Source organism: Streptomyces sp. NBC_00727 (assembly GCF_045161745.1).
Classification (GTDB): Bacteria; Actinomycetota; Actinomycetes; order Streptomycetales; family Streptomycetaceae; genus Streptomyces.
In genome coordinates, this window is the sequence record NZ_CP108981.1 from 1,158,631 (window position 1) to 1,181,374 (window position 22,744).

At 72.9% G+C, this 22,744-nt stretch carries 23 protein-coding genes and 1 tRNA gene; 11 read left to right on the forward strand and 13 right to left on the reverse strand.

Translation table 11 applies throughout. The annotated features are described in order from the left end of the window. Positions 1 to 18 precede the first annotated feature (18 nt). The 4 genes from mshC to OG242_RS05030 form a co-directional block, all read right to left on the reverse strand. The gene (mshC, locus tag OG242_RS05015; protein WP_405896983.1) at positions 19 to 1,248 is read right to left on the reverse strand and encodes a cysteine--1-D-myo-inosityl 2-amino-2-deoxy-alpha-D-glucopyranoside ligase; all 1,230 of its coding nucleotides are present in this window, start codon (positions 1,246 to 1,248) and stop codon (positions 19 to 21) included. Between the two features lie 110 nt (positions 1,249 to 1,358). After that, on the reverse strand, positions 1,359 to 2,198 hold the full coding sequence (locus tag OG242_RS05020; protein WP_405896984.1) for an SCO1664 family protein: 840 nt from the start codon (positions 2,196 to 2,198) through the stop codon (positions 1,359 to 1,361). Then, complete coding sequence (locus OG242_RS05025; RefSeq protein ID WP_405896985.1) at positions 2,162 to 2,752, reverse strand: DUF3090 domain-containing protein; 591 nt, start codon at positions 2,750 to 2,752, stop codon at positions 2,162 to 2,164. The genes OG242_RS05020 and OG242_RS05025 overlap by 37 nt, the downstream gene beginning before the upstream one ends. Before the next feature lie 93 nt (positions 2,753 to 2,845). After that, positions 2,846 to 3,544, reverse strand: a complete 699-nt coding sequence (locus OG242_RS05030; RefSeq protein WP_405896986.1) for a histidine phosphatase family protein — start codon at positions 3,542 to 3,544, stop codon at positions 2,846 to 2,848. An 87-nt stretch (positions 3,545 to 3,631) separates the two neighbouring features. Between OG242_RS05030 and corA the strand changes: the two genes are divergently transcribed. Further along, positions 3,632 to 4,627 carry a magnesium/cobalt transporter CorA gene (gene corA, locus OG242_RS05035; protein WP_405896987.1) on the forward strand — a complete coding sequence of 332 codons (996 nt, stop codon included), beginning with the start codon at positions 3,632 to 3,634 and terminating at the stop codon, positions 4,625 to 4,627. Between the two features lie 9 nt (positions 4,628 to 4,636). On the opposite strand, the gene OG242_RS05040 is transcribed toward corA, so the two are convergent. Together OG242_RS05040 and OG242_RS05045 are read right to left on the reverse strand one after the other, a co-directional pair. Then, on the reverse strand, positions 4,637 to 5,425 hold the full coding sequence (locus OG242_RS05040) for a ferritin-like domain-containing protein (RefSeq protein WP_405896988.1): 789 nt from the start codon (positions 5,423 to 5,425) through the stop codon (positions 4,637 to 4,639). A gap of 255 nt (positions 5,426 to 5,680) precedes the next feature. Then, positions 5,681 to 6,730, reverse strand: coding sequence for an LLM class F420-dependent oxidoreductase (locus OG242_RS05045; RefSeq protein WP_405896989.1), 1,050 nt, complete (start codon positions 6,728 to 6,730; stop codon positions 5,681 to 5,683). Positions 6,731 to 6,872: 142 nt separating this feature from the next. On the opposite strand from OG242_RS05045, the gene OG242_RS05050 reads away from it, so the two are divergent. Both OG242_RS05050 and OG242_RS05055 read left to right on the forward strand, forming a co-directional pair. Next, positions 6,873 to 7,856 carry an aldo/keto reductase gene (locus OG242_RS05050; protein WP_405896990.1) on the forward strand — a complete coding sequence of 328 codons (984 nt, stop codon included), beginning with the start codon at positions 6,873 to 6,875 and terminating at the stop codon, positions 7,854 to 7,856. Further along, positions 7,853 to 10,291, forward strand: a complete 2,439-nt coding sequence (locus tag OG242_RS05055; protein WP_405896991.1) for a helix-hairpin-helix domain-containing protein — start codon at positions 7,853 to 7,855, stop codon at positions 10,289 to 10,291. The genes OG242_RS05050 and OG242_RS05055 overlap by 4 nt, the downstream gene beginning before the upstream one ends. 76 nt (positions 10,292 to 10,367) lie before the next feature. On the opposite strand, the gene OG242_RS05060 is transcribed toward OG242_RS05055, so the two are convergent. Continuing rightward, positions 10,368 to 11,027, reverse strand: coding sequence for a hypothetical protein (locus OG242_RS05060; protein WP_405896992.1), 660 nt, complete (start codon positions 11,025 to 11,027; stop codon positions 10,368 to 10,370). A gap of 47 nt (positions 11,028 to 11,074) precedes the next feature. Between OG242_RS05060 and OG242_RS05065 the strand changes: the two genes are divergently transcribed. Beyond that, entirely contained in the window at positions 11,075 to 11,263 is a 189-nt protein-coding gene (locus OG242_RS05065; protein WP_018103708.1) for a DUF5703 family protein, read from the forward strand. Between the two features lie 95 nt (positions 11,264 to 11,358). Here OG242_RS05065 and OG242_RS05070 read toward each other — a convergent pair whose 3' ends face one another. From OG242_RS05070 to OG242_RS05080, 3 genes are all read right to left on the reverse strand, one after another. Further along, positions 11,359 to 12,129, reverse strand: coding sequence for a chaplin (locus tag OG242_RS05070; protein ID WP_405896993.1), 771 nt, complete (start codon positions 12,127 to 12,129; stop codon positions 11,359 to 11,361). Positions 12,130 to 12,264: 135 nt separating this feature from the next. Then, the gene (gene chpH / locus OG242_RS05075) at positions 12,265 to 12,498 is read right to left on the reverse strand and encodes a chaplin ChpH (protein WP_239226107.1); all 234 of its coding nucleotides are present in this window, start codon (positions 12,496 to 12,498) and stop codon (positions 12,265 to 12,267) included. Positions 12,499 to 12,641: 143 nt separating this feature from the next. Next, on the reverse strand, positions 12,642 to 13,976 hold the full coding sequence (locus OG242_RS05080) for a M20/M25/M40 family metallo-hydrolase (protein WP_405896994.1): 1,335 nt from the start codon (positions 13,974 to 13,976) through the stop codon (positions 12,642 to 12,644). A gap of 183 nt (positions 13,977 to 14,159) precedes the next feature. On the opposite strand from OG242_RS05080, the gene OG242_RS05085 reads away from it, so the two are divergent. The 4 genes from OG242_RS05085 (at position 14,160) to OG242_RS05100 (ending at position 17,672) form a co-directional block, all read left to right on the forward strand. Beyond that, positions 14,160 to 14,247 (forward strand) — tRNA-Leu (locus OG242_RS05085). 176 nt (positions 14,248 to 14,423) lie between these two features. Further along, positions 14,424 to 15,488: a hypothetical protein gene (locus OG242_RS05090; RefSeq protein ID WP_405896995.1), complete on the forward strand. Its 1,065-nt coding sequence runs from the start codon at positions 14,424 to 14,426 to the stop codon at positions 15,486 to 15,488. Beyond that, a complete protein-coding gene (locus tag OG242_RS05095; protein ID WP_405896996.1) occupies positions 15,485 to 16,660 on the forward strand; it encodes a hypothetical protein in 1,176 nt (391 codons plus the stop codon). The genes OG242_RS05090 and OG242_RS05095 overlap by 4 nt, the downstream gene beginning before the upstream one ends. A 76-nt stretch (positions 16,661 to 16,736) precedes the next feature. Next, on the forward strand, positions 16,737 to 17,672 hold the full coding sequence (locus OG242_RS05100; RefSeq protein ID WP_405896997.1) for a pseudouridine synthase: 936 nt from the start codon (positions 16,737 to 16,739) through the stop codon (positions 17,670 to 17,672). A gap of 7 nt (positions 17,673 to 17,679) precedes the next feature. On the opposite strand, the gene OG242_RS05105 is transcribed toward OG242_RS05100, so the two are convergent. The 3 genes from OG242_RS05105 to OG242_RS05115 form a co-directional block, all read right to left on the reverse strand. Continuing rightward, positions 17,680 to 18,309 carry an MBL fold metallo-hydrolase gene (locus tag OG242_RS05105; protein WP_405896998.1) on the reverse strand — a complete coding sequence of 210 codons (630 nt, stop codon included), beginning with the start codon at positions 18,307 to 18,309 and terminating at the stop codon, positions 17,680 to 17,682. Continuing rightward, complete coding sequence (locus OG242_RS05110) at positions 18,309 to 19,394, reverse strand: S-(hydroxymethyl)mycothiol dehydrogenase (RefSeq protein ID WP_405896999.1); 1,086 nt, start codon at positions 19,392 to 19,394, stop codon at positions 18,309 to 18,311. The genes OG242_RS05105 and OG242_RS05110 overlap by 1 nt, the downstream gene beginning before the upstream one ends. Before the next feature lie 103 nt (positions 19,395 to 19,497). Then, on the reverse strand, positions 19,498 to 20,199 hold the full coding sequence (locus tag OG242_RS05115) for a FadR/GntR family transcriptional regulator (RefSeq protein ID WP_405897000.1): 702 nt from the start codon (positions 20,197 to 20,199) through the stop codon (positions 19,498 to 19,500). Positions 20,200 to 20,341: 142 nt separating this feature from the next. Between OG242_RS05115 and OG242_RS05120 the strand changes: the two genes are divergently transcribed. From OG242_RS05120 to OG242_RS05130, 3 genes are read left to right on the forward strand one after another with little or no spacing between them, the layout of a single operon-like run. Next, entirely contained in the window at positions 20,342 to 20,851 is a 510-nt protein-coding gene (locus OG242_RS05120; protein WP_093709553.1) for a gluconokinase, read from the forward strand. 11 nt (positions 20,852 to 20,862) lie between these two features. Beyond that, positions 20,863 to 22,260 (forward strand): GntP family permease, encoded by a 1,398-nt coding sequence (locus tag OG242_RS05125; protein ID WP_405897001.1) that lies wholly within the window; start codon positions 20,863 to 20,865, stop codon positions 22,258 to 22,260. A gap of 39 nt (positions 22,261 to 22,299) precedes the next feature. Next, on the forward strand, positions 22,300 to 22,737 hold the full coding sequence (locus OG242_RS05130) for an ASCH domain-containing protein (protein WP_405897002.1): 438 nt from the start codon (positions 22,300 to 22,302) through the stop codon (positions 22,735 to 22,737). Positions 22,738 to 22,744: the final 7 nt, after the last annotated feature.

Consider the following 22,744-nt stretch of genomic DNA (forward strand, 5'->3'; position numbering starts at 1 on the left):
AGAGTTACGAAGAAGGAGCTACAGGGCCACACCGAGCAGGGCGTCCACGGTACGGGAGACGAGGCCGGGCGCCCCCTCGTCCGTACCGCCCTCGGCGGTCTGCCGTTCGGCCCAGCGGTCGACGGCGGCCAGCGCGGCCGGGGCGTCCAGGTCGTCGGCGAGGGCCGCGCGGACCTCCTCGACCAGGGCGTCGGCGGACAGCCCGTCGGGGCGGGAGACGGCGGCGCGCCAGCGGTCGAGCCGGGCCACGGCGTCGGCGAGCACCTGGTCGGTCCACTCCCAGTCGGAGCGGTAGTGGTGGGCGAGGAGGGCCAGGCGGATCGCGGCCGGGTCCACGCCGTCGCGGCGCAGCGCCGAGACGAAGACCAGGTTGCCCTTGGACTTGGACATCTTCTCGCCGTCCAGGGCGACCATGCCGGCGTGCACGTACGCCTGCGCGAAGGGGTGCTCGCCGGTGAGCACCTGGGCGTGCGAGGCGCCCATCTCGTGGTGCGGGAAGGCGAGGTCGGAGCCGCCTCCCTGGACGTCGAAGCCCATGCCGAGGTGGTCCAGGGCGATGGCCACGCACTCGATGTGCCAGCCGGGCCGGCCGGCGCCGAGGGAGCCGCCGTCCCAGCTCGGCTCGCCCTCGCGGGCGGCCATCCAGAGCATGGGGTCGAGCGGGTTCTTCTTGCCGGGGCGCTCCGGGTCGCCGCCGCGTTCGGCGGAGAGCAGCCGCATCGCCTCGGCGTCGAGGTTGGAGACCTCGCCGAAGTGCGGGTCGGCGTCGACGGAGAAGTAGACGTCGCCGTCGAGTTCGTAGGCAGCGCCCGCGTCGCGGAGCCGTTCGACGAGCGGCACGATGCCGGGTATCGCCTCGACGGCCCCGATGTAGTGGCGCGGCGGGAGCATGCGCAGCGCGGTCATGTCCTCCCGGAACAGGGCCGTCTCGCGCTCGGCGAGCTCGGTCCAGTCCTGTCCGTCGCGCACGGCCCGCTCCAGCAAGGGGTCGTCCACGTCCGTCACGTTCTGGACGTAGTGAACCTGCCGCTTGGTGTCGAGCCACACGCGTTGCACGAGGTCGAACGCGTTGTAGGTCGCCGCATGACCCATATGGGTCGCGTCGTACGGCGTGATGCCGCAGACGTAGATGCGGGCGACGGGACCGGGGTCAAGGGTGATCCGTCCGCCGGTCGCGGTGTCGTGGATCCGAAGGTCGCGGCCCTTGCCGGGCAGGGCGGGGACCTCAGAAGCGGGCCAGGCATGCATGCCACGAGCGTAACCGGATGCGGCTTCCGGATACGAACCGGAGGGGCGATCCTGACCGAAGAGGCACTCTTGCGCCGCCGCGCCCTACGTGCATCGGGGCGCACCGGCCGTCAGACCGGCGGCCAGGGAATGGCGGGCCACTCACCGCTCGGCTCCCGGTGCAGCCCGGTCGCCCGCAGGGCGTCCACCCGGGCCCGCAGGGCGTCGATCTCGGCCGCCGTGATGAGTTCGGCCAGCCGGGTGACCAGGGTGGCCCCGGGCTCCAGTTCCGCGGAGAGGCGGTCGAGGACCTCGACGGCCTCGGCGGTCAGGGGTTCGCCCGCCCAGCCCCAGAGCAGGGTGCGCAGCTTGTCGTCGGCGTTGAAGGTCACGCCGTGGTCGATGCCGTAGAGCCGGCCGCCGGGTGCGGGCAGCAGGTGCCCGCCCTTGCGGTCGCCGTTGTTGATCACCGCGTCCAGCACGGCGAGCCGCCGCAGCCGCGGGTCGTCCGCGTGCACCAGCAGGGCGGTCCTCCCCTCCCCCACCTCGGCGAACGCCACGGCCTTCCAGCCTTCGCCGGGCTCCTCCTCCTCGACGAGCGCGAGCAGCCCGGGCTCGTCCTCGCCCGGCTCCTCGGCCTCGATCCAGAGCTGGCACATGCCCTGGCCGTACGGCCCGTCCCGCAGCACGGTGGGCGGCACCAGGCCCCAGCCCATGGCCTCGGAGATCTCGTAGGCGGCCACCTCGCGCTGGGCGAGGGTGCCGTCAGGGAAGTCCCAGAGCGGCTGTTCGCCGGCCACCGGCTTGTACACGCAAGTCGCCTCCTCGCCCTCGTGGGCGACGGAGCAGTACAGCACCGCGTTGGACGCCCCGCGGACCTGCCCGAGGACGGTGAGCGTGCCCTCGGCCAGCAGGGCGACCCGCTCGGCGTCGGTCAGGCGCCCCGGCGGTATCCGTTCTGGCGCGGGCATACGTGTCCTTCCGGGTCGAGCGGCAGGCTGCACAGGGGGCACGGCGGACGGCCCGCGTTCACCACGTCCAGGGCGCGCTTGGCGAAGGCGCGGGCCTGGGCGCCGGTGAGCCGGACGCGGAGCATCGGCGGGCCGTTCTCCTCGTCCTGGAGCAGCCGCTCCTCGGCCTCGGCGAGGTCCTCGACGGAGTCGGCGTCCAGCTCGACCAGGGCCTGGGCCTCGACGATCATGCGCTGCTCCTCGCCGTCCCAGGCGAGCGCCATGGTGCCGACGCGGAACTCCTCCTCGACGGGGTTGTCGAGGGGCGCGGTGTCGGTGACGTCCATCGGGGCGACCGCGGGCACCGGGGAGTTGCCGCCGGTGCGGCGTACGACCTCGTCGAGCAGTTCGTCGACGCGCTCGGCGAGGGCGGCGACCTGGGTCTTCTCCAGGGCCACGCTGGTGACACGTCCGCCTGAGGATGCCTGCAGGAAGAACGTACGGCGTCCAGGCAGCCCGACCGTACCGGCCACGAAGCGGTCCGGTGGGTCGTAGAGGAACACCTGACGGGACACGTCCTGTCTCCCTTGAGAGTCGACGGCAGATGAGGGTGGGGCCGGAGCCTCGGAAAGCGTTCTACGGCGCGACCACCCTACTGCGCGCGGCGATCACGGCGCCCCAGCGCCGCCCCCTACCGCCGCGTCCTGCCCGGCGCCGTCGTCCGGGCCCGGTTCGCGGGGCGCGAGTCCGGCGAGGTCGCCCGTGTCACCGAGGCGCAGCAGATAGGGGCGCAGCCGGGTGTAGCGGATCGCGGTGACCGAGCACGGGTCGGCGTGGACGCGCTGGAAGAGGTCCAGATGCGTGCCGAGCGCGTCGGCGACGAGGGACTTGATGATGTCGCCGTGCGAGCACATGACGTAGACGGCGTTGTCGCCGTGCTCCGCCTCGATCCGCGCGTTCCACTCCCGTACGGCGTCGACGGCTCGGGCCTGCATCGCGCGCATCGACTCGCCGCCGGGAAACGCGGCGGCGGAGGGGTGCTGCTGGACCACGGTCATCAGCGGTTCGTCGGTGAGCTCGGCGAGCTTGCGGCCGGACCAGTCGCCGTAGTCGCACTCACTGATCCGCTCCTCGATGTGCAGCGGCAGGTCCGGGCGGGCGTCCAGCAGGGGCGCCAGGGTCTCCCGGCAGCGTTGCAGGGGGCTGCTGACGGCTGCGGCGAGCGGCAGCGCGGCCAGCCGTCCGGGGAGTGCGGCGGCCTGCGCGGCGCCGCGTTCGTCGAGGGCGACTCCGGGCGTCCGGCCCGCGAGCACTCCGGCCGTGTTGGCGGTGGAGCGTCCGTGGCGTACGAGGATCAGGGTGGGCATGCGTTCCAGCGTACGGGCCCGCTCCGGCGTCCCGGCGGGCGCGCGACACCCCGGCAGAGGTGCATACCGGGCCGTAAGCAGGGAACAATGCGCGCCGTGATTGTCGACTGCGCCATCTACCGCGACGGACGCCGCACCGAGGGCCCCGCCGACTTCTCCGACGCCCTCGCCGAGGCGCGGGAGTCCGGCGACGCGTTCCTCTGGATCGGCCTCCACGAGCCGACGGAGAAGGAGTTCGACCTCGTCAGCAACGAGTTCGGGCTGCACCCGCTGGCGGTGGAGGACGCCCTCTCCGCCCACCAGCGGCCGAAACTGGAGGTGTACGACGACTCGCTGTTCGCGGTGATCAAACCGGTCCTGTACGACCACGACAGCGACGCGGTCACCACGCACGAGCTGATGGTGTTCATGGGCGACTCGTTCGTCGTGACCGTGCGGCACGGCGAGGGCGCGCCGCTGGCCGCCGTACGCCGCCGTCTGGAGGCCGATCCGGAGGTGCTGAAGCACGGGCCGACGGCGGTCCTGTACGCGGTGAGCGACGCGATCGTGGACCACTACATAGACGTGGCGGGCGAGCTCCAGGTCGACCTGGAGGAGCTGGAGACCCAGGTCTTCGCGCCGAGCGGTACGGACGACTCCAAGAACACCGCGGCCCGCATCTACACCTTCAAGCGCCAGGTGCTGGAGTTCCGCCGGGCGACGGTCCCGCTGGCCGCGCCGATGGCCCGGCTGGCGAGCGCCGGGGTGCCGTTCGTCCAGGAGCACGCGCAGCCGTTCTTCCGGGACGTCCAGGACCATCTGACCCGGGCCAACGAGCAGGTGGAGGGTCTTGACCGGCTGCTCTCGGACATCCTGTCCGCGCATCTCGCGCAGATGGGGGTGCGGCAGAACGACGACATGCGCAAGATCTCCGCGTGGGCGGCGATGGCCGCGGTCCCGACGATGGTCGCGGGGATCTACGGCATGAACTTCGAGCACATGCCGGAGCTGCGGTGGGTCGGGTCGTACCCGTTGGTGCTGCTGCTGATGGCGGGTGCGGTCATGGGCCTGTACCGCCAGTTCAAGCGGCGCGGCTGGCTCTGACCCCAGGGCTCAGGCGTACTCGGGCGCGGGCGTCGCGGGCCCGCCGAGGGCGTCGCGCCGGGCGGGCGGTGCCAGGCTGACCATGCGCCGCCAGCCGCCGAGGCGCTCGTACGCGTACATGGCGTGGATGCCCGCGGCGAGCACGGCGGCCTTCGCGCGGGACCAGCCGAGCACCCGGCCCATGTGGTCCATGACGGCGAGGCTGACGCCGCGGTAGACGCGGATCTCTGCGAGCGCGCACTCGCGCAGGATGTGCTGGATCGTGCGGCCGTGCCCGGCCCGCGCGAGGCGCAGCAGCTCCTCGTGGCAGTACGCCAGGTGGTTGTCCTCGTCGTTCGAGATCATCCGGACCGCGCGGCCGAGCTCGGGGTGGTCGGCGAAGTGCTTGTTCAGCAGCCGCATCTGCTCGGACGCGCGCTGTTCGGTCACCCGGCTGTGGGCCAGATAGGTGATGATGTCGCGCTCGGTCAGGGGGTCGTCGCGGCCGAGCTGCTCGTGCGCGAGGCCGATGCCGAGCCGTTCGAGGAGCATCGTGTAGTCGGTGTCGGGCGGAACGGGCGCGGGGGCCAGGCCGCGCTTCTTGAGCAGGGCGTTGAAGATCCTGCCGTGCTTGTCCTCGTCGGCTCCGTGCCGGGCGATCCTGGGGGCCAGCGGGCGCTGGCTCGCGGGGACGAGGGCCGCGATCCGCCCGTTCTCCCAGCCGCCCTGGGACTCGCCGCTGGCCGCGATGGAGCAGAACAGCCGGAACGAGTCGTCGTTGTCGAGGATCTCCTGGAACAGGTTCTTTGCCGAGAGCATCACTGCCACCTCCGTGCCGGCGTCGCCGAGCGCCAGTCAAATGCGCGGGGCCGGGTCGGGCAACAGGAGCGGGTGGCGGCTCGGCCGAACGGGCGGCGCCCGGGGCGGGGAGGCCGGCCGGGGGGTGGGGCTGTTCCGGGCGAACCGTTTCTGCGTGGACCCGTAACCCGGCCGCGCCACCCGCGTTGTTCCGCGTGACGGCCGTGGCGGGGAGGACCCCCCGAGCCCCCACCACGGCCGCAGAACCTCTCCCGGTTACGCGAGCCCGGCACGCTCCAGCGCGTCCGTGCCGGCCCGGAGCGCGGCGATCCGCTCGTCGAGCGTGAAGCCGGCCGGCGCCAGGGTCAGCGTCGTGACCCCCACCTCCGCGTACGCCTGCATGCGCTCGGCGATACGGTCCACGGAGCCGAGCAGCGTCGTCTGGTCGATCAGCCGGTGCGGGACGGCGGCCGCCGCGCCGCTCTTGTCGCCGGAGAGGTACTTCTCCTGGATCTCGGCGGCCTCCTTCTCGTATCCCATGCGCTGGGCGAGCCGGTTGTAGAAGTTCTGCTTGGCGCTGCCCATGCCGCCGACGTACAGCGCGGTGTACGGGCGGAACATGTCCGCGAGGCCGGGGATGTCGTCGCCGACGGCGAGCGGCACGGTCGGGCAGACGTCGAAGCCCTCCATCGTCTTCCCCGCCTTCTCCCGGCCGGCCCGCAGGTGGCTGACCGCGGTCTCCTCCAGGTGCTCGGCTGACGGGAAGATCAGCAGCGCGCCGTCGGCGATCTCGCCGGTCTGCTCCAGGTTCTTCGGGCCGATCGCGGCGATGTAGAGCGGGATGTGCTCGCGCTGCGGGTGCACGGTGAGCTTGAGCGGCTTGCCCGGGCCGTCCGGCAGCGGGAGCGTCCAGTGCTCGCCCTCGTACGACAGCCGCTCGCGGGTCATCGCCTTGCGGACGATGTCCACGTACTCCCGGGTGCGGGCCAGCGGCTTGTCGAACTTGACGCCGTACCAGCCCTCGGAGACCTGCGGGCCCGACACGCCGAGGCCGAGGCGGAACCGGCCGCCGGACAGGGAGTCGAGCGTGGCCGCGGTCATGGCCGTCATCGCGGGCTGGCGCGCGGGGATCTGCAGGATCGCCGACCCCACGTCGATGGACTCGGTCTGCGCGGCCACCCAGGCCAGCACGGTCGGGGCGTCGGAGCCGTACGCCTCGGCCGCCCAGCAGACGTCGTAGCCGAGCCGGTCGGCCTCCTGCGCGACGGCGAGGTTGTCGCCGTCCATCCCCGCGCCCCAGTAACCGAGATTGATGCCGAGCCGCATAGCCGAACCCCTTACTGATCAGTAACGTCCCTGAGTTCCGGACTCTAGCGCGCGCGAGTGCGATCCGGCAGGGGGCCGCCCCCCACGCCGGTTGTCCACAGCCCTGCGACGCGTGCGGCGGTGGCCAGTAATCTCAGCGCTCATGGAGCAGAGGCATCTGGGCCGCACCGGCCTTCGAGTGTCCCGGATCGGGCTCGGCACCCTCACCTGGGGCCGGGACACCGACGAGCACGACGCCGCCGAGCAGCTGAAGGCGTTCTGGGAAGCGGGCGGCACCCTGGTCGACACGGCCGACGTGTACGGCGGCGGCGAGGCCGAGTACCTGCTCGGGCGGCTCGTGGACGGGCTGGTGCCCAGGCGCGACCTGGTCATCGCGACCAAGGCGGGCAGCGTCGCCGACCCGTACCGCAGGGTCGACGCCTCGCGCGGGCATCTGCTGACGGCCCTCGACGCCTCGCTGAGCCGGCTCGGCACGGATTACGTGGACCTGTGGCAGCTCCACGCGTTCGACCCGGAGACCCCGCTGGAGGAGACGCTCCAGGCCCTGGACCTCGCGGTGTCCTCCGGGCGCGCCCGCTATGCCGGGGTGTCCGGCTTCTGCGGCTGGCAGCTGGCGAAGGCCGCGACCTGGCAGCTGGCGGCGCCCGGGACGCGGACCCGGCTGGCCGCGACGCAGATGGAGTACTCGCTGCTCCAGCGCGGCGTCGAGCGCGAGGTGCTGCCCGCCGCGCTGGACCTCGGCGTCGGGCTGCTGCCCTCGTCGCCACTGGGGCGGGGCGTGCTGACCGGCAAGTACCGCACGGGGACACCGGCCGGCTCGCGCGGCGCGTCCGAACTGCTGGCCCCCTTCGTCGAGCCGTACCTGGACGACGCGGCGAGCCGCATCGTGGACGCCGTGACGACCGCCGCGGAGGGGCTGGCCACGTCCCCCGTCCAGGTCGCGCTGGCCTGGGTCAGGGACCGGCCCGGGGTGGCGGCACCGATCGTCGGCGCGCGCAACGCGCAGCAGCTGACGGAGGCGTTGTCAGTGGAGGCGCTTAGTCTTCCTGACGAGATCTGCCAGGCGCTCGACGACGTGTCGGCGCCCGTGCACCGCTATCCCGACCAGGACTGGAGCACGCTGTGACCGCGCTACCCCGGGGCGAATCCCCCGGCCCCCCGGCCGACGACACCGTCGCCACCACGGACGAGCCGGGCCCTGCCGGTGCGGGTGCCGCTGGCGCGGCGGGCGACCGCGGCGCGGCGCGGGACGGCTCCGGCACGGAGGGGGGCGACCCGAGCGACTCGCGGGACGGCGCGGCGGCGGGCGGTACGCCGGTTGGCGCGGCCGCCGGCGACGACGCGCATGCCGACGCCGGCGGGGCCGTCGGCGGCCCGCCGGACGGCTCCGGCGCGGAAGAGGCCGGCCCGGACGGCGCGCGGGACGGCGCGGCGGCGGGCGAGGGTGCACGCGACGGCGGCGGGGCGCATGTCGGCGGCTCGGCGGGTGGAAGCGAGGCGCCGGATGCTCCCTCTGGCGCCGAGTCCGACGCCGGCGGTCAGAGCGGCGGCGAAGGCGGCCCCGGGCTGTCCGAGGCCGAGGCCGAGCTCGCCGCTCAGCGGGAGTTGCTGGAGCGGATCGAGAAGCGGAAGGCCGAGAAGGACGGGCCGATCGATGCCGGGGCGAAGCTGAGCGGTACGGCGGCCGATCTGCTGGCGGCCGTCCGGGCGGTGGAGAGCGGGCAGAAGCCCGCCACCGCGTACTTCGACTCCCCCGCCCCGACGCCGGCCCGCCGGGCCGCCCCCGCCCCCGAGCCGGTAAGGCAGCGGGCCCCCGAGCCCGCCCCCGCGCCCCGGGCCGCCCCGCCCGAGACCGTCGACGCGGTGGCGGCCGCTCTCTCCGCCGGCGGGGCCCCTGCCGCCCTGGCCGGGCCCGCCGCGAGCCTGCTCGGCGACCGGGCCGCCGAGATCCTGCGCGAGGACCCCTGGCAGCTGCTGGCCCTGCCCGGCGTCGGGCCCGACCAGGCGGACGGCTTCGCGCGGGCACTGCTCGGCACGGCAGCCGGCCCGGACGACGAGCGGCGCACCGCCGCGCTGACCGGCTGGCTCCTGGAGCAGGCCGCGCTCCGGGGCCACACCGCGCTGGACGCCGACCAGGTGCGTACGGCACTGGGCGGCCGGGGGGTCACCGACCCCGCCGCGGCCGTGCAGCACGCCGTCGCGGAGGGCGTCGTGCTGGTCTTCCAGGACGGCCCCGAGGAGGCCGGCGAAACGCAGGAGGCGGCGGACGAGGAGCCCACCGCGCCGGTGCAGGTCCTGCTCGGCCTCGACCGGTACGCGCTGGCGGAGGAGAGCCTGGCCGACGGCCTGGCCCGCCTGGTCAACGGCGGCGACAAGGACGCGGACTGGTCGCAGGCGGCCTCCGCCGAGCCCTCGCCGTCGGCCGCCGAGCTGATCCGCGCGGCGGCCGCGCACGGCCTCGTCGCGCACACGGGCGGCGAGGCGGCCCGCGCCGAACCCGCCGCGCTGATCGCCGCCGCCCGAAGGCTCGGCCTGCGGGCCCTGGGCGCGGCGCACAGCGTGGACGGCCGCCGGCGCCTCGCGCAGGACGCGGGCGCCCCCGAGGCGGCGGTCACCCTCGCCGGGCTGCTGTCGGGCGCCGAGGGCCCCGGACGGGACGAGGAGGGGGCGCTCGCCCTCGACCTGCTCGTCGTGCTGGACGCGCCCCAGCTGGACGTCGAGACCGGCGCGATGCTCGTGGAGTCCCTGGCCGACGGCACCCGCCTGGTGCTCAGCGGCGACCCGGACGTGCTGGGCTCGGCGGGCGCCGGACAGGTGTTCGCCGACGTGCTGGCGGCCCGCGCCTGCCCCCGCGTCGTCTCCCGCACCCCGGATGCCGGCCCGATCGGCGAGCTGGTCTCGGGCATCGGCATCGGCGAGCTGAACCAGGTGGAGGCGCCGGGCAAGGAGGTCGTCATCGTCCCCGTCCGGGACCCGGGCGAGGCGGTGCACCGCACCGTGCAGCTCGTCGCCGACTCGGTGCCGCGCGCCATCGGGGTGCCGGCCGCCGACACCCAGGTGATCACCGTCGGCCACGGCGGCCCCGCGGGCACCCGGGCGTTGAACGAGGCGCTGAAGCAGCGGCTCAACCCCGGCCCGGGCCGCTTCGGCGGCTTCGACCCGGGCGACCGGGTCGCCCATGTCCCGGCGCCGGGGCGGACGGTGCCCGGCGCGGTCGTGTCGGCGGACGCGGAGGGCCTGCACCTGGACTGTGCGGGGACCCCGGTCGTCGTACCGCAGGAGCGGGTCGCCGGGTCCGTGCGCCACGCGTGGGCGCTCAGTGCGCATCAGGCGGCCGGGATGCGGTGGCCGGCCGCGGTCGTGGTGCTGCCGGGCGACGCGGCGCGGGGGCTGACCCGGCCGTGGGTCTACACCGCGTTCGGCCGGGGCGAGCGGCACCTGTCCGTGGTGCACGGCGTCGACCAGGCCCTGCCGCGCGCGGTGGCCGAGGTGCCCGCCCAGGAACGCACCACGCGCCTGCGGGCGCTCCTGGAGGCCTCGCAGGAGTCTCAGGAGCAGTGAGCCGCAACCGGAGGGCCCCCGCGGACGCCTGGCGCGTGCGCGGGGGCCCTGAGGCCGTTCCCGGGGCGGGCGGCGGTCAGCCGATGTTGTGAGCCGGTCCCTCCGGTTCGTCGTCGAGGTCGTCCTCGTCGAAGACGGCGCTGACGTCGAAACGGCAGACCACCAGCTGCGGGTCCGCGTCGTCGAACGGCGCGGCCAGCCACTCCCCCGGTTCCGGAAGCTCGTCCGCCGCGGCGACCCAGAGCGTGGAGTCGCCCTCCTCCAGGCCGAACTCCGTGTGCCGGGAGGCGATCTCGTCCGCCTCGTACTCCCCGAAGAGCACCCCCAGTGCGGCGTGGACGCTGCCGCCGACGACCGCCGCGCCCCCGCCGTCCCGGTCGTCCGGGTCCGCGTCGGCGAGGCGCTGTGCCTGGGCCAGCAGCCGCTGGGGCTCCACCACCGCGTAGTCGCGGCGGATCAGCACGCTGAGCGCGTGCGGCTCGTCGGGTCCGTTGTAGGGCGGCAGGGAGTCCTGCTCGCCCGGGATCTCGAACGGGGTGACCTCGTCGTGGCGGTCGTAGAGGAGTTCGTCGTAGGCCTCGGCCGCGGCGGCCAATGCGTTGAACGCGTCGTAGACAGCGGGATCATCGTCCCCCGACCGGCGTTCGACCGCCGCGAGGTGGTGGTCGATCGCGGCTTTCACCGCATCGGCGGCGGCGCGTACCTCGGCAGCGGTGGGCTGCGCAGCATCAGACATGGGGCAGACGCTATCCGTACCGGGGCCTTGCCCGCACAATGGATTCGATGCCGGAATACGAATTTGTCGATGTGTACGTACCACGCGGGGTGTCCCGGAAGGACACGGCCCGCCTGTTGACCGACCATGCCGAGTACGGGCACTGGGAGCTGGACCGTCTGACCCTGCGCCGGGACGGCAGCCGCCGCGTGCGGCTGCGCCGCCGGATCATCCGTCAGCTGCGGGCCACGTGGTGAGCCGGACGGACCGGCCACAGCCCGTCTGAGCACGCGAAACGGGCCCCGCGGTCGCCGCGGGGCCCGTTCGCTTCGTCTCGTCGCGCTCGCTGCCGTCAGGCGGCGGCCTTGGCGCGGCGGTAGAGCACCGTGCCCATGCCGGCCAGCAGCAGGCCCGCGCTCGCCGGGATGAGCACGTCGAGGCCGCCCGCGCCGGTGTGCGCGAGCTGCGGTGCCTCCGGCTCGGTCTGCGGCTCCGGCACGTTCGGGACGTGCGGCTCGGGAGTCGGCGGGGTGACGTGGCGGACCGGCGGTTCCGGAACGTCGACCGGCGGTGCTGGCGTGCTCTCGTTCTCGCACGTGTTGCCGAACACCGGGTTCAGCAGACCGACGACGTCGATGCTGTTGCCGCAGGCGTTCACGGGGATGTCGATGGGCGCCTGGATCTGGTTGCCCGAAAGCACACCGGGTGACCCCTGCGTGTACCCCTCGGCGGTGGCACCGCCCCCGCCGTCGCCGCGTGCGCCCCGGTGCTTGCCGCTGCCGCCCTGCGCCCCGTGCCCGCGCTCGTCGGAGGCGTGGTGGCCGGTGTGACCGCCGGACGTGCTCGACGCTGCGCCGTGCCCGCCGGCGGACGCGCCGCCCGAGCCGTTCCGGCAGGTGTTGCCGAAGGCCGGGTTGAGCAGCCCGACGACGTCGACGGAGTTTCCGCAGACATTGACCGGCACATTGACCGGAACCTGCACCGAATTCCCTGAAAGCACCCCCGGGGAATTCGAAGCGCCGCCGGACGCTCCCGCGTCGGCGTGCGCGTAACCGCCGCTGAGCGCGAGAACGCCGCCCGCGGCCGCCATGGTGATCAGGCCTTTTCGCGTGACCTGTCGCATAGGTGTTTCCTGCCTTCTACCTTCCGGAGTACCCCCGGACTACCGTGCGGAGGCAAAGGACCCGACGGCCCCGGAGCGCATGGAGTGCGCTCCGGGGCCGAGCGGGCTCAAACCCTTACGGGTTGACGCGCAACGTCAGTCGTTCACGCAGACGTTGCCGAAGGCCGGGTTCAGCAGCCCGATCACGTTGATCGTGTTGCCGCACACGTTCACGGGAACGTGGACGGGAACCTGGATGACGTTGCCCGAGATGACGCCGGGGCTGCCGATGGCGGCACCCTGGGCACCCGAGTCGGCGACGGCCATGCCGGCGCCGGCGAGCACCAGGCCACCGGTGGCAGCCGCAGCGGCGACGATCTTCTTGATCATGATTCCTCCTAGTTGGCAAACACGGTCCCAGCCGCGGACCGCATCACCTGTAACGAGGAGGGGGTGACGGGGCTACGAGCCAAACGCTCCATTCACTCGTTCCGGTTATAGGCGTACACGCTGGCGAATTACGCCCTGGAGGCTCAGCTGTGGTCGATGAAACGGTCCAGGACCCGGGCGCCGAATTTCAGGCCCTCGACCGGAACCCGCTCGTCGACGCCGTGGAACATGCCCGCGAAGTCGAGCTCCGGCGGCAGCTTCAGCGGGGCGAATCCGAAGCAGCGGATGCCCAGGTCGTCGAAGGACTTCGCGTCCGTACCGCCGGAGAGCATGTACGGGACGGCGCGGGCGATCGGGTCCTCGGCCTTGAGCGCCGTCTGCATGGCGTCCACGAGCGCGCCGTCGAAGTCGGTCTCCAGCGCCTTGTCCCCGTGCACGTCCTCGCGCCGGACGCGGGGGCCGAGGATGCGGTCGAGGTCGGCCAGGAACTCCTCCTCGTACCCCGGCAGGAAGCGCCCGTCGACGTGGGCGGTGGCCTGTCCGGGGATCACGTTGACCTTGTAGCCGGCGCCGAGCATGGTCGGGGCGGCGGAGTTGCGCAGGGTGGCGCCGACCATCTTGGCGATGCCGCCCAGCTTGGCCAGGGTGGCCTCCATGTCCTCCGGGTCCAGCGGGGTGCCGAGCGCGTCCGACAGCTCGTCCAGGAAGGAGCGCACCGTCTTGGTCACCCGCACCGGCCAGGTGTGCCGGCCGAGCCGCCCGACGGCCTCGCACAGCTCGGTGATCGCGTTGTCGTCGTTGGTCATGGAGCCGTGGCCCGCCGTGCCGTCCACGGTCAGCCGCATCCAGTGCATGCCCTTCTGGGCCGTCTCGACGAGGTAGAGCCGCAGGTTCTCGTTGACGGTGAACGAGAAGCCGCCGACCTCGCCGATCGCCTCGCTGACGCCCTCGAACAGGCCGGGGTGCTTGTCCACGAGGTAGCGGGCCCCGTACGTGCCGCCCGCCTCCTCGTCCGCGAGGAACGCCAGCACGATGTCGCGCGGGGGCTTGCGGCCGCTGCGCATGCGCTCGCGCACCACCGCGAGCGTCATCGCGTCCATGTCCTTCATGTCGACCGCGCCCCGGCCCCACACGCAGCCGTCCGCGATCTCGCCGGAGAACGGGTGGTGCGTCCAGTCGTGCGCGTTGGCCGGGACGACGTCGGTGTGGCCGTGGATCAGCAGGGCCGGCCGGGACGGGTCCTCGCCCTCGATCCGCGCCACGGTGGAGGCGCGGCCCTTGTGGGACTCGAAGATCCTGGGTTCGAGCCCGACCTCCGCGAGCTTCTCGGCCACGTACTCCGCGGCGGCCCGCTCGCCCGGCCCGGAGTGGTCGCCGTAGTTGCTGGTGTCGATCCGGATCAGGTCACGACAGAGGTCCACCACCTCGTTCTCGGCGGTCTCGCCCGAGCCGCTCCGGGCCCCATTGCTCTCGCTCACGCTGGTTCCTTCCACTGTCGCTGTGGTGCTCCCTCTCATCCTCCCGCGCGCCGCCCGCGCACCCAAGGCCCCCCGCGCCTCGTCATGCCGCCTTCACACGGGACCGGGCGTGATCGAGCACCCTCCAATGTTTGCTATGGTTTTCCACGTCGGAACGGGCCAGGCCCGCGAGACAGACACCTTGTCCGGGTGGCGGAATGGCAGACGCGCTAGCTTGAGGTGCTAGTGCCCTTTATCGGGCGTGGGGGTTCAAGTCCCCCCTCGGACACCATCGAGAGGCCCACGGTTCCCCAGGGAACCGTGGGCCTCTCGCGTTGTAGGTACGTAATCGGCAACCGGGACCGTTCTGTTCCGAGTCGGGCCCGCGACCCCCTTCGGCCGGGCTTCCGGCGGCGTCGTAGCATCGGCGTTTTACGTGATCTTTACTGCTTCACAAGGGGGAATGTGATGGGCATCGGCAGGCGGAAAACCACGGTCGTCGCCGGGGTGGTGGCCGCGGCGGTGCTGGCGACGGGCACCACTCTGTGGGCAACGGACAGCCCGCCGTTCCGTGACAGCTACTGCTGGGGCGCGTGGGAGCAGAACAGCGGCGCGTCCTTCCTGGGCGACGAGGCGCTGGGAAAGTCCGGCTCCGAGCGCCGCTCCACCGAGTCCGCGGCGCCCTCGGCCGCCCGCCCGCAGGGGACCTGCACGGTGGCCGTCACCTCCGAGGTCGAGGACGACGACTCCGACGAGCCGCTGACCTTCAAGGAGTCGGTGACCGTGGAGTTCGGGCCCGTACCCGCCGAGGTGAAGGAGCACCGGGACTGGCTGGCCCGGTACTTCCACGGATCGGCTTCCCCGCTGCCGGACGGGCTCGACGGGCTGGTCGCCGGGGACCGGGGGATGCTGGTGCTGCCGTCGGCCTGCGACCGGGACGGCTCGCCGACCGTGGTGACGATCCGCAGCGAGCGCACCGGTGACGGCCATCTCGGCAAGGTCGCGATGCCGTTCACGATCGGCACCCGCGCAGACGTCCTGCGGATGCTGCTCGACGCCGCCAACACCGGTATGGACAAGGCGGGGTGTGCACCCGCACAGTCTCTGCGCAGCAGCTCCCCGATGGTGGCGGTGGCCGAGGACGAGGAGTCCGCCGCGTCACCGCTGTGCCGGATACCGGGGATGGACTTCGAGTACGGCACGGGCTCGCGCTTCAAGGAGCAGGTGGGCGCGGTCACCGACCGGCTGCAGACGTGCTCGGTGGTGTGGAAGATCCTGCGGATGCCCGACGAGCCGTCCGCGCAGTACGTGATGGCGAACGGGAGCCGTCTGGCGGACCTGTTCGAGGGCATGCCGGAGGGCTCGGGGCAGGGGCTGGTGCGCCGCAGCTGCGACGGGCGGCGGACCGTGTTCTACGGGCATGTGGAGGCCGGTCTCCAGGACCGGGGACGCCCCTCCGATCAGAAGGTGTTCAACAGCTTCGTCGAGTCCGTGGGCAAGCGCATCGGGTGCGGAAGCGGTGAGGACGCGTGAACGAGGAGACCACTGGGGCGCAGCACGAGGAGACGCCCGTGCCGGACACCGCACCCCCGCCGCCCGAGGGCCCCCGGCCCTCCTTCGTCCGCCGTCTGCTGCGCAGCCGTACCGCCCGGGCCGTCACCGTCGCCGCGCTGGCCGGTGCGCTCGTCGGCGCCGGTACGGTCGCCTGGCGCACGGACACGCTTCCGCTGCTGGGGCCCTCCCCCTGCTGGGACTCGCTGGGCTCCGGTTCCATGGACGCGCTGTTCGGCGACCGCAGGACCGAGGTCGACGAGCAGTCGCTGCGCACCGGTCCGATGGGCGACGGCGGTGCGTACGGACAGTGCCGCATCACCGGTTACGACGGCGACCGGGCCCGCCGCCAGGTCACCGTGAACGTGCGCCGGCTGGACGGGCTGCGGGGCACCGACTCGCAGGACTGGCCGAGCGAGTTCCTGGCCTCGGGCATGGTGCCGCTCGGCGAGGGGCTGCCGGGCATGACGTCCTCCACGCGCGCCTGGATCGCGCTGCCGCAGGCGTGCACGGGGCGCGACGAGTTCACCGGGCCCACGGTGGTGGACATCGCCATGGGCCGGGCGGGCTTCGAGGTCTCCCGCGAGTACACGCTGCGCGACCGCAACGCCCTGACCGGCGCCCTCATCGACGCGGCCAACGGCGTCATCGACGAGTTCGGCTGCTCCGGCACGTACCGGGAGCCGCGCGATCTGCAGGCGCCGGTGGAGTGGGACAGGACCGAGCCGTCCGCCTTCTGCGGGATCAAGGGTCTCACCCTGCCTGCGGCGTACCGCAGCAGCCTGCGGAGGACCCAGGTCGGCGGCGAGGGTGGTCCGGCGCGGGTGTGCGAGGCGGGGACCAGCTTCCGGGAGGCGTCCGTGCGGCTGACGACGGTGGTGGACCCGGCGCTGGCCGAGATCTACTCCTGGGACTCGTTGCGGTCCGGTGCGCCCGTCAAGGGCAGCCGGGGCTACGGAAAGATCGGCGGGAACCGGGCGGTGTACCGGGCGGTCTGCCAGACCGGCCCGGTGATCTTCGTGCTGGAGCAGCTGCGCCCGGCGGGCAAGGGCGACCGGTTCACCTTCACCCGTGACCTGCTGCCGGCCTACGCGGCGGCGGAGGCCGAGCGGATCGGCTGCGCCCCGCAGAAGCTCACGTTCCCCGCGTCCTGAGCCGCCCCGGGGCCCGTGAAAGGATGCCCGGCACCATGAGAACGAGCAGTTTCCCGGTGCCGGGCGGGTGCCCCCGGTGAGGGGCCGGGCGAAGCCGCCGCCGTCGCCGCTCCCCCAGCGCGACGGCGTCGACCCCGTCCGGGTGCGGCTCCCGGCCGACCCGGAGAGCCGGTGGGCGACGGTCGGGGACCATCTCCTCGACCGGTTCGCCGGGGCGATCGGCGCGGACCGGGTGGAGGCGCTGCTCGCCGGGGGCCGGTTCGTGTCGACGGCGGGCCCGGTCTCCGGCGACGAGCCGTACACGGCGGGCCGCTACCTGTGGTTCCACCGGGACTTCGCGCCGGAGGAGCCGGTGCCGTTCCCGGTGGGGGTGGTCTACCGGGACGCGCATCTGGTCGTCGCGGACAAGCCGCACTTCCTGGCGACGATGCCGCGTGGCCGGCACATCACCGAGACGGCGGTGGCCCGGCTCCGCCGCGATCTGGACCTGCCGCGGCTCCAGCCCGCGCACCGGCTGGACCGGCTGACGGCGGGGCTGGTGCTGTTCGTGGTGCGGCCCGGGGACCGGGGGACGTACCAGACGCTGTTCCGGGACCGGCTGGTGCGCAAGGAGTACGAGGCGGTGGCCCCGTACGATCCGGGACTCGCGCTGCCGCGTACGGTGCGCAGCCGGATCGTGAAGGAGCGCGGGGTGCTCGCGGCGCGCGAGGAGGCCGGGGAGGCGAACAGCGAGAGCCGGATCGAGCTGACGGCGCACCGGGGCGGGCTCGGCCGTTACCGGCTGCTGCCCGCCACCGGGCGTACGCACCAGTTGCGGGTCCATATGAACAGCCTGGGCCTGCCGTTGGTCAACGACCCGGTCTACCCGGCGGTCCTGCCGGACGCGGCACCGGGCGACTTCTCGCGTCCGCTGCAACTGCTGGCCCGGGTGCTGGAGTTCACCGACCCGGTCACGGGAGAGCCGCGCCGCTTCGAGAGCGGGCTGCGGCTCTCCGCGTGGCCGGAGGGCTGACGGGCGATCAGTGGCCCCGGCCGATCCACTCGTCGAGGTGCGGGGCCTCCGCGCCGATGGTGGTGGAGTCGCCGTGCCCGGTGCGCACCTCGGTCGCCGGGTCCAGGGTGAGCAGCCGGTCCCTGATCGAGTCGACGATCACCGGGAACGACGAGAAGGACCGGCCGGTGGCGCCGGGGCCGCCCTGGAAGAGCGTGTCCCCGGTGAAGACGGTGGCCAGGCCGGGGGCGTACAGGCAGACCGCGCCGGGGGCGTGCCCCGGGGTGTGCAACACGGTCAGCGTGGTGCCGGCGACGGTGATCTCCTGACCGTCGGCCAGTTCGCCGTCGGGGGCCCGGTCGGGGTGGGTCTGCTTCCACAGCGGCAGGTCGTCCGGGTGCAGCAGGACCGGTGCGCCGGTGGCGTCGGCGAGGGCCGGGGCGGCGTCGATGTGGTCGTTGTGCGCGTGGGTGCAGATGATGGCGCGCAGCGTGCGGCCGCCGAGGGCTTCCTCGATCGCGGTGGCGTCGTGCGCGGCGTCGATGACGACGGCCTCGGTGTCGTCGCCGACGATCCAGACGTTGTTGTCGACGTCCCACTCGCCGCCGTCGAGGGCGAAGGTGCCGGAGGTGACGAGGTGGTCGATGCGGGCGGCCATCAGAACACCACCACCGAGCGCAGGACGTCGCCGTCGTGCATCCGGCCGAAGGCCTGCTCGATGTCGCCGAGGCCGATGGTCTCGGTGACGAACGCGGCGAGGTCGAGGCGGCCCTGCTGGTGGAGGTCGATCAGCATCGGGAAGTCGCGGGACGGCAGGCAGTCGCCGTACCAGGAGGACTTGAGCGAGCCGCCGCGGCCGAAGACGTCGAGCAGCGGGAGTTCGAGCTGCATGTCGGGGGTGGGGACGCCGACGAGGACGACGGTTCCGGCGAGGTCGCGGGCGTAGAAGGCCTGCTTGTACGTCTCCGGGCGGCCGACGGCCTCGATGACGACGTCGGCGCCGTTGCCGCCGGTCAGCTCGCGGATGGCCTCGACGGGGTCGGTGGAGCGGGAGTTGACGGTGTGGGTGGCGCCCATCGACTTCGCCGTTGCCAGCTTGCGGTCGTCGATGTCCACGGCGATGATCTTCGCCGCGCCGGCCAGCCGAGCGCCCGCGATCGCGGCGTCGCCGACGCCGCCGCAGCCGATGACGGCGACCGAGTCGCCGCGCCCGACCTGACCGGTGTTGATGGCGGCGCCGATGCCCGCCATGACGCCGCAGCCGAGCAGCCCTGCCACCTCGGGGGCGACCTCGGGGTCGACCTTGGTGCACTGGCCGGAGGCGACGAGGGTCTTCTCGGCGAAGGCTCCGATGCCCAGGGCCGGGGACAGCTCGGTGCCGTCGAGCAGGGTCATCTTCTGCTTCGCGTTGTGCGTGTCGAAGCAGTACCAGGGGCGCCCGCGCAGACAGGCGCGGCACTGGCCGCACACCGCACGCCAGTTGAGGATCACGAAGTCGCCCGGGGCCACATCGGTGACGCCCTCGCCGACGGACTCCACGACGCCCGCGGCCTCGTGGCCGAGGAGGAAGGGGAACTCGTCGTTGATGCCGCCCTGCTTGTAGTGCAGGTCGGTGTGGCAGACGCCGCACGCCTGGACCTTCACCACGGCCTCACCGGGGCCGGGGTCCGGGATGACGATCGTCTCGACGCGCACCGGTTCGTTCTTTCCCGGTGCGATGACCCCTTGTACGTGCTGCGGCATTCCCGTGGACTCCCTTTTCCCGACTCTTCGCTGAGACCGGTGCTCCCGGATTTCCCGGGATCGATCACGGGCCACGGTACGCCGTGCGGGGCGGCGGGCGGTCTCAGGGCGCGAGAACGTCCAGCTCGTGCAGGGCGCCGACGGCGATCTCCTTCGTCAGGCGCTCCGCCTCGGCCGCGTCGCCCTCGCGCACGGCTTCGGCGAGCCGGACGTGGAGGGTGACGGCCGCCGGGTCGGGGTCCTCGAACATCACCTGGTGGTGCGTGCGGCCCGCGAGGACCTCGGCGACCACGTCGCCCAGGCGCGCGAACATCTCGTTGCCGGAGGCGTTGAGGACGATGCGGTGGAAGGCGATGTCGTGGGCGAGGTAGCCCTCCAGCTGCTGGCCGCGCGAGGTGGCGACCATGCCGAGGGCGCGTTCGGTCAGCTCGGCGCACTGCTCGGGGGTGGCGTTGCGGGCGGCGAGCGAGGCGGCGACGGGTTCGATCGCGGAGCGCAGGACGGTGAGGGAGCGCAGCTGGCGGGGGCGGTCGGCGCCGGCCAGTCGCCACCGGATGACCTGGGGGTCGTACACGTTCCACGCCTCGGTCGGCCGTACGGTCACGCCGACCCGGCGGCGCGACTCGACCAGGTGCATGGACTCCAGGACCCGGACCACCTCGCGGACCACCGTGCGCGAGACGTCGAAGCGCTGCGCCAGCTCGTCCGTACGCAGCACCTGGCCGGGCGGGTGCTCCCCGGCGGCGATCTCCAGGCCCAGGGCGTCCAGGACATGCGTGTGGAGCCCCTGGGCAGGTGTGGTCATGGGCCCAGGGTACGGGGCGGCCTCCGGAGCCATTAAGTACGACGTTTATGTCACACCCTCTTGAATAAGTCGTACGTATAGGTTTCAGTGGCGCGACGGACCGATGTCGAGGAAGACATCGCAGAGACAGCGAGGCACCGTAATGAGCACCCCCCACGTCGTCGTGGTGATGGGCGTGGCAGGGACCGGCAAGACCACGATCGGCCCCCTGCTCGCCGCCGCACTGGGCGTTCCGTACGCCGAGGGCGACGACTTCCATCCCCCCGCGAACATCGCCAAGATGTCGGCCGGCACTCCGCTGGACGACGCGGACCGGTGGCCCTGGCTCGACGCGATCGGGCAGTGGGCGCACGGCCGGGCGGGGCTCGGCGGGGTCGTCAGCAGCTCGGCCCTCAAGCGCGCCTACCGCGACCGGTTGCGCGCCGAGGCCCCGGGCGCCGTCTTCCTGCACCTGACCGGCGACCGGTCCCTCATCGAGGAGCGGATGGCGGCCCGCAAGGGCCACTTCATGCCGACCGCTCTCCTCGACTCGCAGTTCGCCACCCTCCAGCCCCTGGAGGACGACGAGGCCGGCGTCTCCGTGGACGTCTCCGGCACCCCCGAAGAAATCACCCAGCGAGCCGTCGCCGCGTTGCGCCGGCTCGACAGCTAAGGACCACCACCGTGACCAGTCTCAGCGTCGAGACGCTGGCAGCGGACGCCGTCGAACCGATCACCTCGGCCGGCAACGCCCAGTTGGGCATCGCCGTCCTGGCGGGCATCGCCGTCATCGTCCTGCTCATCACCAAGTTCAAGATGCACGCGTTCCTCGCGCTGACCATCGGCTCCCTGGCGCTCGGTTCGTTCGCCGGAGCCGCGCCGGCGAAGACGATAGCGAGCTTCACCGCGGGCCTCGGCTCGACCGTCGCGGGCGTCGGCGTCCTCATCGCGCTCGGCGCGATCCTGGGCAAGCTGCTCGCCGACTCGGGCGGCGCCGACCAGATCGTCGACACGATCCTGGCCAGGACCAGCAAGCGGGCCATGCCGTGGGCGATGGTCCTCATCGCCTCGATCATCGGGCTGCCGCTGTTCTTCGAGGTCGGGATCGTCCTGCTGATCCCGGTCGTGCTGCTCGTCGCCAAGCGCGGCAACTACTCGCTGATGCGCATCGGCATCCCGGCCCTGGCCGGCCTGTCCGTGATGCACGGCCTCATCCCGCCGCACCCCGGTCCGCTCGTCGCGATCGACGCCCTCGACGCCAACCTCGGGGTCACGCTGGCCCTCGGCGTGGTCGTCGCCATCCCGACGGTGATCCTGGCCGGCCCGGTCTTCTCCCGCTTCGCCGCCCGCTGGGTGGACATCAAGGCGCCGGAGAAGATGATCCCGCAGCGCCCCTCCGAGGACCTGGAGCGTCGGCCCGGCTTCGGCGCCACCCTCGCCACGATCCTGCTGCCCGTCGTGCTGATGCTCGTCAAGGCGCTCGTCGACATCGTGGTGGACGACCCGGAGCAGGGGCTCCAGAAGGTCACCGATGTGATCGGCTCGCCGCTGATCGCGCTGCTCGCGGCCGTGATCGTCGGCATGTTCACGCTGGGCCGCGCAGCCGGCTTCACGAAGGGGCGGCTCTCCACCACCGTGGAGAAGTCCCTCGCCCCGATCGCCGGTGTGCTGCTCATCGTGGGCGCCGGCGGCGGCTTCAAGCAGACGCTGATCGACGCGGGCGTGGGCCAGATGATCCTGGACTTCTCCGAGGACTGGTCGATCCCGGCCCTGCTGCTGGGCTGGCTGATCGCCGTGGCGATCCGGCTCGCGACCGGTTCGGCGACCGTGGCGACGATCTCGGCGGCCGGTCTGGTCGCCCCGCTGGCGGCCGACATGTCGACCTCGCACGCGGCCCTGCTGGTCCTCGCCGTGGGCGCGGGCTCGCTCTTCTTCAGCCACGTCAACGATGCCGGGTTCTGGCTGGTGAAGGAGTACTTCGGCATGGACGTGGGCCAGACGGTGAAGACCTGGTCGGTGATGGAGACCATCATCTCCGTGACCTCGCTGGTCTTCATCCTGCTGCTGTCCCTGGTGTTGTAGCCGCCTCAGGGCCTGTGCGGCGGATGCCAGACTGGCGCCATGGAGAACCGTGAAGCGCTCAAGCCCTGCCTGCTCGCCTTCCCGGGGCCGCTGCGCGACCAGCTGGTCGCCGCGGTCCTGGACGGGCGCAAGGTGTCGACCTCCGGCCTGCTCGTGGAGTACGAGATCGAGAAGGAGGAGCTGCCCCCGGTCGGTGAGCGGTCCGCCCTCATCGACTCGGACGGCCGGGAGATCGCCGTACTCGAAGTGACCGAGGTGCGCGTGCTCCGGCTGGCGGACGTGGACCTCCAGCACGCGCTGGACGAGGGCGAGGGCTACGCGTCGGTCGCCGAGTGGCGGGCGGGCCACGAGCGGTTCTGGCACAGCGAGGAGATGCGGGACGGGCTCGGCGACCCGGAGTTCACGGTCGGCGACGACACGATGATCGTCGCCGAACGGTTCCGGGTCGTCGAGCGCATCGGCCCCGACGAGGACTGAGCCCCCG

Coding starts and splice junctions, on each gene's coding strand:
- mshC (WP_405896983.1), bottom strand. CDS start 1,248: ATGCATGCCTGGCCCGCTTCTGAGGTCCCCGCCCTGCCCGGCAAGGGC.
- OG242_RS05020 (WP_405896984.1), bottom strand. CDS start 2,198: ATGCCCGCGCCAGAACGGATACCGCCGGGGCGCCTGACCGACGCCGAG.
- OG242_RS05030 (WP_405896986.1), bottom strand. CDS start 3,544: ATGCCCACCCTGATCCTCGTACGCCACGGACGCTCCACCGCCAACACG.
- corA (WP_405896987.1), top strand. CDS start 3,632: ATGCGCGCCGTGATTGTCGACTGCGCCATCTACCGCGACGGACGCCGC.
- OG242_RS05040 (WP_405896988.1), bottom strand. CDS start 5,425: ATGCTCTCGGCAAAGAACCTGTTCCAGGAGATCCTCGACAACGACGAC.
- OG242_RS05045 (WP_405896989.1), bottom strand. CDS start 6,730: ATGCGGCTCGGCATCAATCTCGGTTACTGGGGCGCGGGGATGGACGGC.
- OG242_RS05050 (WP_405896990.1), top strand. CDS start 6,873: ATGGAGCAGAGGCATCTGGGCCGCACCGGCCTTCGAGTGTCCCGGATC.
- OG242_RS05060 (WP_405896992.1), bottom strand. CDS start 11,027: ATGTCTGATGCTGCGCAGCCCACCGCTGCCGAGGTACGCGCCGCCGCC.
- OG242_RS05065 (WP_018103708.1), top strand. CDS start 11,075: ATGCCGGAATACGAATTTGTCGATGTGTACGTACCACGCGGGGTGTCC.
- OG242_RS05070 (WP_405896993.1), bottom strand. CDS start 12,129: ATGCGACAGGTCACGCGAAAAGGCCTGATCACCATGGCGGCCGCGGGC.
- chpH (WP_239226107.1), bottom strand. CDS start 12,498: ATGATCAAGAAGATCGTCGCCGCTGCGGCTGCCACCGGTGGCCTGGTG.
- OG242_RS05090 (WP_405896995.1), top strand. CDS start 14,424: ATGGGCATCGGCAGGCGGAAAACCACGGTCGTCGCCGGGGTGGTGGCC.
- OG242_RS05105 (WP_405896998.1), bottom strand. CDS start 18,309: ATGGCCGCCCGCATCGACCACCTCGTCACCTCCGGCACCTTCGCCCTC.
- OG242_RS05110 (WP_405896999.1), bottom strand. CDS start 19,394: ATGCCGCAGCACGTACAAGGGGTCATCGCACCGGGAAAGAACGAACCG.
- OG242_RS05115 (WP_405897000.1), bottom strand. CDS start 20,199: ATGACCACACCTGCCCAGGGGCTCCACACGCATGTCCTGGACGCCCTG.
- OG242_RS05120 (WP_093709553.1), top strand. CDS start 20,342: ATGAGCACCCCCCACGTCGTCGTGGTGATGGGCGTGGCAGGGACCGGC.
- OG242_RS05130 (WP_405897002.1), top strand. CDS start 22,300: ATGGAGAACCGTGAAGCGCTCAAGCCCTGCCTGCTCGCCTTCCCGGGG.